Here is a 14,920-nt window from a genome sequence, read left to right as displayed (position 1 = left end):
TGATCCAAAGGAATCTCACCTCAGCCAAAACTGAGATCGAGGTTATTTGGCATTTGACAAGTGCACGCTGTTGAGTTCTCAAGGATCGGACGCTCCCACACCACCCCGCAGGGCTTCGTAGTGAGGCAACTTCTCTACCTTAGGACGCATCTCGCAGGGCGTCAAACGCGACACGCCGTGATCCGAAGACCACTGTGTGCCGGATGACGTCGGGCTCGAACGTCCAGGCATCCACGTCCTAGACCAGAGGTCAGACCCAGGCGCGGAGCGACTGTTTCTTCTTGGAGTGGATTCGTTCGCCAGCTTGAGGGCGGCGGGCCTCTCGGCCTCTCGCTCTTCCCTGTGGGGCGAACAAGTAATAAGTTACGCGGGGATTGCGGGTCCGGCAAATCAGGCATGCATCCCGGGCGTGTCGGACGCGCAGTCCCGCCTCAGCGCTTGTAATTCGGCGCTTCGACGACGATCTGGACGTCGTGGGGGTGCGACTCCTTGAGCCCCGCAGAGGTGATGCGCACGAACTTGCCGCGCGCCTTCAACTCCTCGACGGTGCGTGCGCCGACGTAGAACATCGACTGCCGGAGACCGCCGACGAGCTGGTAGGCCACGGCAGAGACCGGACCGCGGTAGGCCACCTGACCCTCGATGCCTTCGGGGATGAGCTTGTCGTCACTCGGGACATCCGCCTGGAAGTAACGGTCCTTCGAGTACGAGGTCTTCTTTCCGCGGGTCTGCAGCGCGCCGAGAGAACCCATCCCCCGGTACAGCTTGAACTGCTTGCCTCCCTGGAAGACGACCTCGCCCGGCGACTCGTCGGTGCCGGCGAGCAGTGAGCCGAGCATGACGGTGTCCGCACCGGCGACGAGCGCCTTGGCGATGTCGCCCGAATACTGCAGTCCGCCGTCCGCGATGATCGGCACACCCGCTTCGCGGGCGGCGAGGGATGCCTCGTAGATCGCCGTGACCTGCGGCACACCCACCCCGGCGACGACACGGGTGGTGCAGATCGAGCCCGGACCCACGCCGACTTTCACGGCGTCGACGCCGGCATCGATCAGGGCCTGAGCGCCCTCGCGCGTGGCGACGTTGCCGCCGATCACGTCGATGTGCGAGAACGTCGGATCGGCCTTGATGCGCTTCACCATGTCGATGACGCCGGCCGACTGACCGTTGGCCGTGTCGACCACGATGACGTCGACCCCGGCATCCCGCAGCGCCTCGGCACGCTCCCACGCGTCCCCGAAGAAGCCGATGGCCGCGCCGACGCGGAGCCGACCCTGCTCGTCCTTCGTGGCGAGCGGATACTTCTCGCTCTTGTCGAAGTCCTTGATGGTGATGAGCCCCGCGAGCTTGCCGTCGTCATCGAGCAGGGGCAGCTTCTCGACGCGGTGGTGTGCGAAGAGCGCGATCACCTCGTTGGCGCCGATCCCCACGCGACCTGTGACGAGACCTTCGCTCGTCATGACGTCGCGGACCTTCGTGGTCTGACGCTCGAAGCCGGAGACGAAGCGCATGTCGCGGTTCGTGACGATCCCCACGAGCTTGCCGTCGCCGTCGATGACCGGCAGACCGGAGATCCGGTACTGGCCGCACAGGTTGTCGACCTCTTCGATGGTCGCGTCCGGTGTGGTCGTGATCGGGTCGGTGATCATCCCCGACTCGCTCCGCTTGACGCGGTCGACCATCTTCGCCTGATCGGCGATCGAGAGGTTCCGGTGGATGATCCCGATGCCCCCCTCACGCGCGATGGCGATCGCGAGGCGCGCCTCCGTGACGGTGTCCATCGCGGCGGACAGGAGCGGTGTCGCGACGGTGATCCGCCGCGTGACCCGGGACGAGGTGTCGGCTTCGGACGGGATCACGTCCGTGTGGCCAGGCAGCAGGAGGACGTCGTCGTACGTCAGTCCCACGAATCCGAACGGGTCGTTGTGCTCCATGTGCTCTCCTGCGTCGTACCGGGCTCTCGTGAATTCTAAGGCGCGCGGAGCCCATATCATTCCCGCGCGCTGCGGTGGCGCATCCGACCGGCATCCGGTTCGGACGTGGGAGCGATGCCAGACGGAGTGCAGAAACTCACGATCCACGGGGTGTCGATGGTTGCGACAGGGAAACACACCGGCAACAATCGCTGGATACGGTCGTGTGGCGCCGCGGGCACCCGTACCTCTGCGCGCTGACCATGCTTCAACCAGGAGGTGTCGGTGACGACCACCCGCTCTTCGCGCGCCCGCAATCGATGGCGACGCGCGCTCGTAGCCCTACTCGCCGGAGTCTTCTCCGGCGCTCTGCTGTTCGGCCTGGCACACCCCGCCGCCGCTGAGACGCAGAATCCGGAAGACTTCCCGTTCGCCGTGCAGGGCAACGTCCGCGTCGCGGGCGAGCCTGTCGAAGGCGCCACGGTCGTCGTCAGCGGCGGTGAGTACACCGGTGAGGCGACGACGGCCGAGAACGGCGCGTGGCGGGTGCCCGTCCCGACGAAGGACGTCCCCTACACGGTCGAGCTCGTCGAGGACTCGCTGCCCGACGGCGTCGAGGCGCCCGAGGGCTTCGAGTTCACGCAGGAGGTGGAGTTCGGCGCGACGAGCAACGTCACCCGCAACTTCACGCTCGGGTCGGCCGAGCGCACGACGACGTCGTTCCTCGACCAGTTCCTCTCGCGAGCGGTCAACGGCCTCAACTTCGGCCTGATGCTCGCCCTCGCGGCCATCGGCGCGTCGCTGGTGTTCGGCACCACCGGTCTCTCGAACTTCGCGCACGGCGAGATGGTCACCTTCGGCGCACTCGCGGCGCTGCTGTTCTCGGTCGGCCTCGACGTGCCGATCTGGATCGCGATCCCGCTCGCCGTGATCGTCTCGGGCCTGTTCGGCTTCGGGATGGATGCCGGTTTGTGGCGGCCGCTGCGGCGTAAGGGCATCGGCACCGTCCAGCTCATGATCGTCTCGATCGGTCTGTCGCTGGCGCTGCGCTACGTCTTCCAGATGTTCGTCGGCGGCGGAACCGTCACCCTCCCCGGCGGCGCCGCGGCGACGATCCCTGGTCTCGGCCCCATCCGCCTGACGGTCACCGACCTGATCAGCATGGGCGTCTCGATCGTCGTGATCGTGGCGTTCGCGTTCTGGCTCATGCGCACCCGCATCGGTCGCGCGACGCGGGCCGTCTCGGACAACCCCTCGCTCGCTGCAGCCAGCGGCATCGACGTCGACGCGGTCGTCCGCATCGTGTGGATCATGGCGGCCGCGCTCGCCGGACTCTCCGGCGTGCTGTGGGCGTACTTCCGCCCCGGCATCAAGTGGGACATGGGCACCAGCATCCTGCTGCTCGTCTTCGCCGCGATCACCCTCGGCGGCCTCGGAACGGCATTCGGCGCGCTCGTGGGCGCGATCATCGTGGGCCTGCTCGTCGAGGTCTCGACGCTGTGGATCCCTTCCGACCTGAAGTACGTCGGCGCGCTCGTCGTGCTGATCGTCATCCTCCTGTTCCGTCCGCAGGGCCTCCTCGGACGCCGAGAGCGAATCGGATAACGGCTCATGGACTTCCTGCAGATCCTCAACAACACGGCGGCGCAGATCCTCTCGCCCGTCACGCTCGGCTTCGTGCTCGCCGCGATCGGCCTCTCGGTCCACTTCGGCTTCGCGGGCCTGCTCAACATGGGTGTCGCCGGCTTCATGGCGATCGGCGCCTACGGATTCGCGATCTCGACGCTGACCTTCCAGCTCCCCTGGTTCGTCGCCGCCCTCGTCGGCCTCGTCGGGGCGGTGCTCTTCTCGCTCGTGATGGGCATCCCGACCCTTCGCCTGCGCGGTGACTATCTCGCGATCGTCACCATCGCGGCCGCGGAGGTCGTCCGGCTGCTGTTCCTCACCTCGACGTTCCGCGAGACGACGGGATCGGCCGATGGCCTCTCGGGCTTCCAGGCGAACTTCCGCGCCAGCAACCCGCTGCCGCGCGGCCGCTACGGATTCGGGCCGTGGACCTACCAGTCCGACCAGTGGTGGGTCATCATCGTCGGCATCATCACGATCGCGATCGTCGTGCTGCTCGTCTGGCTGCTGATGAGCAGCCCCTGGGGCCGCGTGATCCGAGGCATCCGCGAGGACGAGGACGCCGTGCGCTCGCTCGGCAAGAACGTCTTCGCCTTCAAGATGCAGGCGCTCATCGTCGGTGGTGTGATCATCGCCGCCGGCGGCATCGTGACGGCGATGGGTACGAATGTGAACCCAAACGTGTACGTCACCTCGCAGACGTTCTACGTGTGGACCGCCCTCCTCCTCGGCGGCGCCGCGACGATCTTCGGCCCGGTCCTCGGCGCCGTGCTGTTCTGGGTCGTCCGTGCGTTCCTGTCGAACCTCCTGCCCGCACTCGTGAACATCGGCTGGCTGCCGTTCCTCACGGCCGAGCAGAGCCAGATGCTCGTCTTCGTCCTCGTGGGCGTCGCGCTGATGCTGCTGGTGATCTTCCGCCCCCAGGGCATCCTGGGCAGCAAGAAGGAGCTGACCTTTGTCCGCTGACATCGTGCCCCCGGCACCCCGACCGAAGTCCACCGGACTGCACAAGGGCGAGGTCCGCCCCGGCGTGGAGAAGGTCGACCCGATCATCGTCGCCGACGGCGTCAAGCGCGTCTTCGGCGGTCTCACGGCCGTCGACGTCGACCACGTCGAGATCCCGAGGAACGCCATCACGGCGCTCATCGGCCCCAACGGGGCCGGCAAGACGACGCTGTTCAACCTGCTGACCGGCTTCGACAAGCCGAACGAGGGGCAGTGGTCCTTCGACGGGCAGAACCTCGCCGGCATCCCCGCGTTCAAGACGGCGCGCATGGGGCAGGTGCGCACCTTCCAGCTCACGAAGTCGCTCGGCCTGCTGACCGTGCTCGAGAACATGAAGCTCGGCGCCCCCGGACAGGGCGGCGAGTCCATCTGGCGCGGCATCCTCCCCTTCCTCTGGAAGAAGCAGGAGGCCGAGATCGAGGAGAAGGCCCGCGGCCTGCTCGCGCGGTTCAAGCTCGACGCCAAGGAGAAGGACTTCGCGGCCTCGCTCTCGGGCGGGCAGCGCAAGCTCCTCGAGATGGCTCGCGCCCTGATGAGCGACCCGACCCTCGTCATGCTCGACGAGCCGATGGCCGGTGTGAACCCGGCGCTCACGCAGTCGCTGCTCGATCACATCCTCGACCTGAAGGACCTCGGCATGACGGTCCTCTTCGTCGAGCACGACATGCACATGGTGCGGCACATCGCGGACTGGGTCATCGTGATGGCCGAGGGCAAGGTCGTGGCCGAGGGTCCGCCCGACACCGTCATGAAGGAACAGGCCGTGATCGACGCCTACCTCGGCGCCCACCAGGACGTCGACCTCGGCGTCGTGACGGGCCGATACGAGGGTGAGCTGACCGCCGAGGCGGAGGAACTCCTGCAGGCTCAGCACGAGCTGCAGGATGCCGTCGAGGCCGACGCCACGACGCACGCCGCGGAGGACTCGTCGGCGCCCGGCACCCCTGCACCCCGCTCGGACTCGGAGGAGAACAAGTGAGCGACACCGCCGCATCCCCCACGGGCGCGACCACGACCGCACCGGGCGAGAACGTCGTCGAGCTCCGGGACGTCCACGCCGGGTACCTGCCGGGGGTGAACATCCTCAACGGCGCGAACCTGACCGCCGCGAAGGGCGAGCTGATCGGGATCATCGGCCCCAATGGCGCCGGCAAGTCCACGATGCTGAAGGCCATCTTCGGGCAGGTGAAGATCCGCTCCGGCGCCGTCGTGCTCAACGGCGAGGAGATCACGGGGCTTCGCGCGAACAAGCTGGTCGCCAAGGGCGTCGGCTTCGTCCCGCAGACGAACAACGTGTTCCCGAGCCTGTCGATCGCCGAGAATCTGCAGATGGGCGCGTACCAGCGGCCGAAGGTCGTCAGCGAACGGATCGACTTCGTGACGTCGATCTTCCCCGACCTGGCCAAGCGTCTGCAGCAGCGGGCGGGTTCGCTCTCGGGTGGTGAGCGTCAGATGGTGGCCATGGGCCGTGCGCTCATGATGGACCCCTACGTGCTGCTGCTCGACGAGCCCTCCGCCGGTCTGTCGCCGTCGCGCCAGGACGAGGCGTTCCTGCGGGTCTCGGAGATCAACAAGGCCGGCGTGACGACCATCATGGTCGAGCAGAACGCGCGTCGCTGCCTGCAGATCTGCGACCGAGGGTACGTCCTCGACCAGGGCCGTGACGCCTACACGGGCACCGGTCGCGAGCTGCTGAACGACCCGAAGGTCATCGGCCTCTACCTGGGCACGCTCGGCACCTGACAGCACCACGACAGCGCCCTCACCCGTCCGGGTGGGGGCGCTTCGCGTTGGGGCTGAGGTTCGGCGCTGTGCGGCGTTGCGTAGCGCCGTGCGGCGACGGCAGGCGCGCCTGTGGCCCTGGCATCCTCCCCTGTCACGACACACCGCAGGGCGCCGTCGTCTGCGGCAGGCGGAACAGCGAGTCGCACCGCGGTGTCGGCGATCAACACCGAAGGGGAGGATGCCGACGGCGGGCGCACGAACAGGCGGCCCCGGTCCGAAGACCGGGGCCGCCTGTGTTCCGTCGGAACGGATCAGCCGAGGCTGACGAAGGTGTTGTTGTTGTCGTCGCCGTACTCGAAGATGCCGATCGTCGCCTCGGTCGGGTCGCCGACCTCGTCGAACTTGATCGAGCCCGAGACGCCGTCGTAGTCCGCGACCTCACCGGAGTTGATGATGTCGGCGCACTCGGCGAACGTGGTGCACTTCGTGCCGTCGTTGGTGCCCGACACGTTCTGCAGGTGCGCAGCCACGTCGGGGCCTTCGGCGGAGCCCGCCTCGAGCGCAGCGAGTGCGAGCAGGATGACTGCGTCGTACGACTCGGGGGCGTACGTGAAGTCGGTCAGCTCGGCGTTGCCCTCACCCGTCCAGAACGTCTGGAGCTCTTCACGGAATGCGGTGATGCTGTCGGGGTCGACAGCGGGGTAGGTGCCCTTCGCGCCGGTCATGGTGCCCGCCTCGAACTCGTCGCCGAAGTTCGAGAGGTTGCCGTCCACGAGGTACATCTTGTCCGACGGGAAGTCGGCGCCGACGAGCTCGGGGATGATGGTCTTGACCTCTTCGAACGTGATCAGGGCGATCGCGTCGGGGTCGGCCGCGAGCACGTCCTCGACCTGCGCCGAGAAGTTCGTGTCACCGGTGTTGTAGAGGGCCGCCGAGACGACCTCGCCGCCGGCGTTCTCGAACGCGGTCTTCGTGAAGCACGCCAGGCCGGTGCCGTAGGAGTCGTTCAGGATGATCATGCCGAGCGTCTCGTTGCCGTCGTTCGCAACCAGGTTGCCGAGCACCTCGCCCTGCAGGGTGTCCGACGGGGCGGTGCGCCAGTACAGGCCGTTGTCCTCGTAGCCGGTGAAGGCCGCCGAGGTGTTCGCGGGCGAGAACTGGATGGCGTCGGCCGCGATGACCTGGTCGATGAACTGCAGCGACGTGCCCGAGGACGCGGCGCCGATGATGGCGGTCGCGCCGGCGCCGAGGAGGCGCGGGATCTCGGTCTCGTAGGCCTTGTTGTCGGTGTCGCCCGAGTCGCCCTGGACCAGGTTGATGGTGACGCCCTTGGCGGCCTCGTTGACCTCGGATGCGGCGAGCTCGGTGCCCGCGATCTCGGGCGGGCCGAGGAAGGCGAGGTTGCCGGTCACGGGCAGCGCGGTGCCGATCGTGTACTCGAGGTCCGTCGCCGGTCCTTCGGAGGTCGAGGTGTACTCCGGGGTGTACGACGCCGGTTCCGCTTCGTCGCAGTTGACCGGGAAGTCGAACCCTGCGGGCTCTTCGGCGTTACCGGTTTCGGCCGGGGTGGTCGAGCCGGAACATCCGGCCAGGACCAGGGCGCTCGCACCGACCAGGGCGATGCCGCCCATGACCTTTGCGGCACGCGAACGGGTGAGAACGCTCATTGTGCTCCTTGCTGTGGTGGCACGGGACGGATCGGGACCGTCCCGGTGTGATCAACCTAGCCGCCGGGCCGTCTCGCTTATGTTGCCGTTCGTTAACGATGTGTAACGAGGTGGTCGCGCTCCCACGGACGCGCGGACAGGGCCGCTCAGACGGGTTGCGCGACGCCTGCGGCGAGCGCCTGACGGGCGCGTCGAGCGTGGATGACCGAGTCGACGGTGAAGACTGCCACGGCGGCCCAGACGAGCGCGAATCCGATCCAGCGCTCGAGCGGCATCGGCTCGTGGAGGATGAGGACGCCGATGAGGAACTGCAGGATCGGCGCGATGAACTGCAGGATGCCGACCACGGTGAGCGTCGTACGGCGGGCGCCCGACGCGAAGAAGAGGAGCGGCACGGCCGTGACGGCGCCGGCGAGCAGGAGCAGCACCGTGTGCCCGGCACCTGCCCCGCCGATCGTCAGCCCGGTCGTCGCTCCGACGATGATCAGCTGAAGGGCGGCGATCGGCACGAGCCACAGCGACTCGAGCGTCAGGCCGCTCACCGCATCCACCGACGGCCCGATCTTCTTCTTGACGAGTCCGTAGACGGCGAAGGTGACCGCGAGGATGAGGGCGATCCAGGGCACGGTTCCGAGACCGACGATGATCACGACGACGGCGAGCCCGGCGATCCCGATGGCGATCCACTGCGTCAGGCGCAGACGCTCGTGCAGGACGATCACGCCGAGCAGGACGGTCGCGATGGGATTGATGAAGTACCCCAGGCTCGTCTCGACGACGTGGCCCGTGAGCGCCCCGATGAGGAAGGTCTGCCAGTTGATGTAGATCAGGACGCCCGCGAGGACCGTCCATCCCACCAGCCGGCGGTTGCGGAGGAGCGCGGCAAGGCGCCCCCATCCTCGAGTGACGGCGAGAAGGGCGACGCAGAACACCAGACTGAGGATGATGCGCCAGCCGACGACCTCCCACGGTCCTGTCGGGGTGAGCGCGACGAAGTACAGCGGCAGGAAGCCCCAGAGCAGGTAGGCGGTGAAGACGTACACCCCGCCGAGGGTGTGCTCGCGCGCGGCCTGCTCGGGTGTCATGAGTACGAGCCTACGACGGTCATGACATCCGAGGATGCCAGGGGGCGGGCGGCATCCTGCCGATCATCGACCGGATCCCGCCAGGGAGACGACAGAACGGCCCGGGAGCCGAAGCTCCCGGGCCGTTCTCGCGTGCGTGCGGCTGGATGTCAGCGGACGACGACCGCCAGGACGTCGCGTGCCGACAGCACCAGGTACTCGTCGGCGCCGAACTTGACCTCGGTGCCGCCGTACTTGCTGTACAGGACGCGGTCGCCGACGGCGACGTCGAGCGGAACGCGGTTGCCGTTGTCGTCGATGCGGCCGGGGCCCACGGCCACGACCTCGCCCTCCTGGGGCTTCTCCTTGGCGGTGTCGGGGATGACCAGGCCACTTGCGGTGGTCTGCTCGGCCTCGACCTGCTGGATGACGATGCGGTCCTCGAGCGGCTTGATGGAAACCGACACGGTCTACCTCTTTCTTGCTGGTGGGGTCCTGCTTCAAGACTCATCAGCACTCGCTTACCGAGAGTGCTAACGCCCAGTGTAGGGCGAGGCTGGCACTCATGCAACGCGAGTGCCAGCCGGCGCTCGTCCCATGCCGCACCGTCGATCCCCCACTCCCCTACCCCCCTCGGATGCCCGATCCCCCTATCTCCGAAACCGACCCCCTCACGACCCCTCGGGCCATTCCCGCGCCATCACCGGAGGAGTAGGAAGAACGGGGGACAGTCGGTGCGACGACGCATCGCAGGTGGGGAACACGGAGTGGGGCGTGTCGGATCGAGCACTACACGTCGCCGTCGACATCGGCGGTGACCGCGTCACAGCAGCAGCCGGGCGGCCGGATCTCGCGGAGCGTCCCGCGATCGTCCGACTCGGCCACAGCGCTGACGCAGCGTCCTCGGCCGTCTTCGTCAGCGACGACGGGCCGGTGTACGGGGACGCGGCGGCCCGACGAGCGGCCGGCGCTCCGGACAGGGTGCTCCGGGATTATGCGGCTCGCATCGGCGACGAGGTCCCGCTGACGGTCGCCCGTCAGGCGATCCGGGCCGAGGAGGCCTATGTCGGCGTCCTGCAGTGGGCCGTCGGAGCAGCCGTGGATGCCGCAGGCGATGTGCCGGAGGCGATCACCGTCGTCCTCCCTGCGGCGTGGGGCGACCACCGTCGCCGCAGTCTCGCGGACGCACTGCGGGCGCACGGCATCCGAGCGCACTTCATGACGACCCCCGAGGCCGTCGCGCACCATCGGATGCGCACCCTCGACCGCGATCACGACCTCTTCGCCCTGTACGACCTGGGGGCGACCTCGTGCGACCTCGCGATCGTCATGGTCGAGGGCGGAACGGTCCGGGTGCTGGCCACCCGATCACTCGCGCAATTCGGGGGCGCGGACATCGACGACGCCGTGTTCGCGCACCTGCGCGAGATCGCGCCCGCCGTCGCCGACGCGGGGTGGGTCGGCCTCGCCGCCGCACGCCGCGAGTGCGCGGCGGCGAAGGAGGCGCTGTCGTTCGACACCGAGACGGTCCTCCCGATCGCGGTCCCCGCGGGCGAGCACCTCGTGCGGCTCGTCCGCGACGAGCTCGAGGCGCTCATCGAGGAGGACGTGCGCGAGAGCGTCGCCGCGCTCGAGGACCTCTGCGCCCGCGCCGGTGTCAGCCCGTCGGACCTCAGGGGGGTCGCGCTTGCGGGCGGTGGTTCGCGGATGCCGCGGGTCGCGCAACTGGTGTCCGAAATGCTCGGGGTCGGCGTCGACGAGGACGCCGACCCGCAGAGCCTCGCCGTCCGAGGGGCGGCCGGATCGCCCCTGCCGGTGGGAGTGCCGGACCTGCACGAGACGGAACCGCAGCCTCTGGAGCCCGCCGCGCCGAAGCCCCGCAGCGCCTTCGCGCGCGTGCTCTCGGCCATGATGCGAGCGTTCCTGCCTCCCACCCTCCCCGCCGAGACGCAGACGCCTGCGGGGACCCGAGTTGCGGCGGAGACGCCGGTCGACGCCCGCGGCGAGGCTCCCCCACCCCGCCCCGACGCGTCGCGGAGCCCGGGGGCCGCCACCGGCCCGTCCGGCGATGCTCAGACGTCTCCGCCGCCTCACTCATCCGTTCCCCTGGCGGCGGCCAGGCCGATCCCCGTGGCGGCGGCCAGGTCTCGCCGCGATTCCCGAGCGGCGGTGTGACGTGTACCACGACGCCTGGCCGCACACGGGATCCACGCGCGCCGGCGCCCGCACGCCCGCTGCGGCGACCACGCGCATCCCCTCGCAGGTGCTCGCCGCGACCCTCGCGGAATCGGCGGTGACGCCGCTCCTGGCGGTCGACCTGCCCATCCGTGGCGTCGTGACCGGCCCGGTGGGTTCCGGCAAGACGGCCGCGCTCGCGGCGCTGCGGGCGGAGCTCGGGGAACGCGGGATGCCGATGGCCGAGCACCCGTCATCGGTGGCGGACGGCGAGGTACTCGTCGTCGACGACGCCGACGCCCTCTCGGACGCAGACCTCGTCGCGCTGCGCAGGATCGTCGCATCACCGGACGCCGGCGTGGTGGTCGCACACCTGCCGCGGCCTCGGGGACTGCTGCGCGAGATCGTGGCCGTGCTCGAGAAGTCCGCGCCTCCCGTGCTGCTCGGCGACGTCGCACCCGACCGCATCGCGGAGGCCACCCGCATCCCCATCGCCTGTTCCAACGCGATCGTGGAGCAGACCGGCGGCCTCACTTGGCTGACGCTCGCCGCGGTGGACGCGCACGATCCCGGGATGTGCGCTGTCGATCCGACCCATCGCACGCTCGCCGGCGCGCTCCGGGGCGCCGTCGCACACCGACTCGAGTGTCTCGACGACCACCACCGTGCGCTCCTCGAGGCGATGTGCGTGCTGCCCGCATCGGAGCTCGCCTCGCAGGCGACCGGGCCGGTCAGTCTCGACGAGATGGTGACCGACGGATGCACCGCTGGGTTGCTCGCCCCCAACGGCGCGCCGCCGCCGATCGTCCGGGCTGCGGTCCGCGCGTTGACGCCCGCCCACCGGGTCCCGGCCGGGGATGCGCCGCACGTCGGGCACGAGAGCGCGTGGCCGGAGGATGCGGTATCCACACCGGCCGCACTCATCGCCCGAGGCGACCGCATCCGGGGCGAATCGCCGACGCAGGCACTGGCGCTCTACCGTCAGGCGGCGTCCCTCGTGGCAGACGACGCGGACGCTGCACTCGCCATCGGCATCGCCGCCGTCGGCGCCGGTGATCTGGATGCCGCCGGCGCGGCGTTCGACGTCCTCGTCCGCCTGCCGGCGCATCGCGAGCACGCCGCCGCGTCCGACGCATCGACGGCTGTCTGGGCGGCACGCGGACTCCTCGACGTCGGCGCCGGCTCCGGGCCGGACGGCGCACAGGATGCACCGGCCCGTGCCCGGCGGGCGCTGGTCGCCGTCGGGATGGGACGGCGACCCGAGTCGGCGACGGCGCAGCGCGCGTCCGAGGCGCCCGACACCCTCGCCGTCGCCTCCGACGCGCTGACGGCGGCGCTGTCGGCGTCGCTCTCCGACCAGGTCGTGGCCGCGGTGGACGACCTCGTCGTCGCGTCGGAGATGTACAGCGCGACCCACGCCGATTTCCCGCTGGTCGAGCCGCCCGCAGTCGTGGCGGCAGCCGCCGCCGTCTCGATCGGCCGACTCGACCTCGCCGCGTCGACGCTGGACTCGGCGCGACGGCGGCGGCAGGGCGGGCCCGCGGCACGGGCGCGGCTCGTGCTCTGGCGCGCATGGGTGGCGATCCACGCGGCCGATCCCGCTGCAGCATCCGCCCTCCTCGACGAGGCCGCAGCCTCCAACGCCGAGCCGACACCGCGCGACCGGCTGATCCGCGCCGCGTGCGAGACCGCCCTCGCGCGGCGCTACGCGGGCACAGCCGAGCTCACGCACGCCTTCGATGGGGCCGCGCGCGAGCTGCACCAGCAGCACGTGGACCTCTTCCTCTTCCCCTTCCTCGGCGAGCTGCTCCTCGCGGCGGCGAGGGTCGACGACTCGGGGGCGGTCGCCCGGCACGCGGATGCCGCCTTCGCGACGCTCGCGCAGGCCGGTGAACCCCCGCTGTGGAGCCCGCTCCTATACTGGAGCGGCATCCAGCGCGGCATCATCCTGGGCCGGCCCGACGCGCTCGCCCCGCACGCGCACGCCCTCCTCGACGCAGCCGCGCACAGCCCGTTCGCCGCGCGACTGGCGACGGCGGGTCGGGTGTGGACGGACGTCCTGGCGGGCCGGGTCGACGTCGCTGCCGTGCAATCGGCCGCCCGCGACCTCGCCGTCCACGGGCTCGCATGGGACGGCGCGCGCCTCGCCGCGCACGGCGCCGCCCGCACCGAGGACCGCGCGGTCTCCGCGCAGCTGTTGGCCTGCGCTCGCGACCTGCACCCGGTGCAGGGGCCCCGCTCCCCGCACCCGGGCGACGAACCCGCGGAGCTGCCACAGCCCGGGTCGGTCCTCAGTGCCCGTGAGGCGGACGTCGCTCGCCTCGTCCTGCAGGGGAAGACCTACATCGAGATCGGTCAGTCGCTGTTCATCTCACCGCGGACCGCCGAGCACCACATCGCACGCATACGTCGCCGGGTCGAAGCCACCTCGCGCTCCGATCTGCTCACGAAGCTCCGGGCGATGCTCGGCGACGACGCAGGAACCAGGACCACCAGTCACACCCAGGAGGGCACATGAGTAACGTGATCGCGACGATGGCGAACGCGCTGATCGAATTCATCCTGAGTCTCATCCGAGACCCCGAGGCAGCAGCGGAATTCGAGGCGGACCCCGAGGGCGCGCTCGAGGCCCGCGGCCTGGGCAATGTCGGGTACAACGACCTTTGCGCCGCGCTGCCGGTCGTCTACGACAATCCGCAGGTGCTCGTCCACAGCGAACCGGGGATGCTGATGCGCCCACCCGCCGATCCCGGCGGCGTGTCCCCCACACAGGTCATCCAGCAGCTGCACGAGCTCATCACGAACACCTCGTACGTGACCAACAACTCGACCGTGCTCGACCAGTCGGTGAACCAGAATCTCTGGGCCGAAGGCGACATCCTGCAGATCTTCGACAACGAGGCGATCGTCGCGAGCGGCCAGGGCTCGACCGCCGCAGGACGGGACGTCGTCGACGACGACAGCACCGACTCGTCCACCACGGTCACCGTCGGCGGCGATGCCGTGGTCGACAGCACTGTCGACACCGACACCGCCGTCGGCTCGAACAACGAGACGACCGTGACGGGTCCGTTCACGGACGGCTCAGCGCCGGTGACGGGCGGTGAGGCTGCCCCGGTGGCGGCACAGCCCTCGGAGGGCGAGTCGACCACCGATGTCGTCGTCGATCAGCCGGCCGACGCGCCTGCGCCCACGGCCGAGGCACCGGCCCAGCCGGAAGCGCCTGCCGACCACGCCGCGCCGGAGCCGGCTGCGGAGGGACCGGCGCCTGCCGAGACCGCAGCAGCCGAGCCGGTTGCGGAGGAGCCGCCTGCCGAGCAGGAGCAGCCCGTCGCGGATGAGCCGATCGCCCTCGCGACGGTCGACGACGCACCCGACCCGTACGCCGCGGCAGACGAGAGCACGGCACTCTCCGAGCCGATCGCGTTCGAAGAAACGACGACGGACTCGGAGTACTGATCGCCGATGACCAGCCCCCAGACGGGCTCGCGGAGCCCGTCACCCTCCCCCAGCCCGTCCGGTCCGCTGCGGACCGGACGGGCGCAACCCGCCCGACCGTCGGTGCACGCGCCGAATTCGGCGCCCGTCGTCGCACACGTCGCGCCACCGTTGTCCTCGCGCCTCGCGGAGGCGTTCTGGAGCTTCGGACTGGCGGCCGGGGCGCTGGCGGTCGGCTACTTCTTCATCACCCGCACCGACGAGCTCGCGCACATCAAGAAGCGGGTCGAGGCCGTTGATCCGGACA

General features: G+C 69.6%; 11 protein-coding genes. 7 read left to right on the top strand and 4 right to left on the bottom strand.

Translation table 11 applies throughout. The annotated features are described in order from the left end of the window. Positions 1-431: 431 nt before the first annotated feature. On the bottom strand, positions 432-1,934 hold the full coding sequence (guaB, locus tag KZX17_RS07100; protein ID WP_248169919.1) for an IMP dehydrogenase: 1,503 nt from the start codon (positions 1,932-1,934) through the stop codon (positions 432-434). Between the two features lie 264 nt (positions 1,935-2,198). Between guaB and KZX17_RS07095 the strand changes: the two genes are divergently transcribed. The 4 genes from KZX17_RS07095 to KZX17_RS07080 are packed head-to-tail and all read left to right on the top strand — an operon-like array spanning position 2,199 to position 6,287. Beyond that, entirely contained in the window at positions 2,199-3,518 is a 1,320-nt protein-coding gene (locus KZX17_RS07095; protein ID WP_248169920.1) for a branched-chain amino acid ABC transporter permease, read from the top strand. A gap of 6 nt (positions 3,519-3,524) precedes the next feature. Continuing rightward, entirely contained in the window at positions 3,525-4,505 is a 981-nt protein-coding gene (locus tag KZX17_RS07090) for a branched-chain amino acid ABC transporter permease (RefSeq protein WP_248169921.1), read from the top strand. After that, positions 4,495-5,523, top strand: coding sequence for an ABC transporter ATP-binding protein (locus KZX17_RS07085; protein ID WP_248175513.1), 1,029 nt, complete (start codon positions 4,495-4,497; stop codon positions 5,521-5,523). Before KZX17_RS07090 ends, KZX17_RS07085 begins: the two co-directional genes overlap by 11 nt. Continuing rightward, complete coding sequence (locus tag KZX17_RS07080; RefSeq protein WP_248169923.1) at positions 5,520-6,287, top strand: ABC transporter ATP-binding protein; 768 nt, start codon at positions 5,520-5,522, stop codon at positions 6,285-6,287. Before KZX17_RS07085 ends, KZX17_RS07080 begins: the two co-directional genes overlap by 4 nt. 293 nt (positions 6,288-6,580) lie before the next feature. On the opposite strand, the gene KZX17_RS07075 is transcribed toward KZX17_RS07080, so the two are convergent. The 3 genes from KZX17_RS07075 to groES form a co-directional block, all read right to left on the bottom strand. After that, positions 6,581-7,936, bottom strand: coding sequence for an ABC transporter substrate-binding protein (locus KZX17_RS07075; protein ID WP_248169924.1), 1,356 nt, complete (start codon positions 7,934-7,936; stop codon positions 6,581-6,583). 146 nt (positions 7,937-8,082) lie between these two features. Beyond that, the gene (gene rarD / locus KZX17_RS07070; protein WP_248169925.1) at positions 8,083-9,021 is read right to left on the bottom strand and encodes an EamA family transporter RarD; all 939 of its coding nucleotides are present in this window, start codon (positions 9,019-9,021) and stop codon (positions 8,083-8,085) included. Positions 9,022-9,170: 149 nt separating this feature from the next. Beyond that, positions 9,171-9,467: a co-chaperone GroES gene (gene groES / locus KZX17_RS07065; protein WP_067242196.1), complete on the bottom strand. Its 297-nt coding sequence runs from the start codon at positions 9,465-9,467 to the stop codon at positions 9,171-9,173. 307 nt (positions 9,468-9,774) lie between these two features. Between groES and KZX17_RS07060 the strand changes: the two genes are divergently transcribed. The 3 genes from KZX17_RS07060 to KZX17_RS07050 are packed head-to-tail and all read left to right on the top strand — an operon-like array spanning position 9,775 to position 14,634. Beyond that, positions 9,775-11,175: an Hsp70 family protein gene (locus KZX17_RS07060; protein WP_248169926.1), complete on the top strand. Its 1,401-nt coding sequence runs from the start codon at positions 9,775-9,777 to the stop codon at positions 11,173-11,175. 1 nt (position 11,176) lies between these two features. Further along, positions 11,177-13,693, top strand: coding sequence for a helix-turn-helix transcriptional regulator (locus tag KZX17_RS15190; RefSeq protein ID WP_248169927.1), 2,517 nt, complete (start codon positions 11,177-11,179; stop codon positions 13,691-13,693). Then, complete coding sequence (locus KZX17_RS07050) at positions 13,690-14,634, top strand: IniB N-terminal domain-containing protein (RefSeq protein WP_248169928.1); 945 nt, start codon at positions 13,690-13,692, stop codon at positions 14,632-14,634. The genes KZX17_RS15190 and KZX17_RS07050 overlap by 4 nt, the downstream gene beginning before the upstream one ends. Positions 14,635-14,920: the final 286 nt, after the last annotated feature.

The organism is Microbacterium sp. EYE_78 (assembly GCF_023149035.1).
Taxonomy (GTDB): Bacteria; Actinomycetota; Actinomycetes; order Actinomycetales; family Microbacteriaceae; genus Microbacterium.
This window is presented reverse-complemented; position numbering and strand designations above follow the sequence as displayed.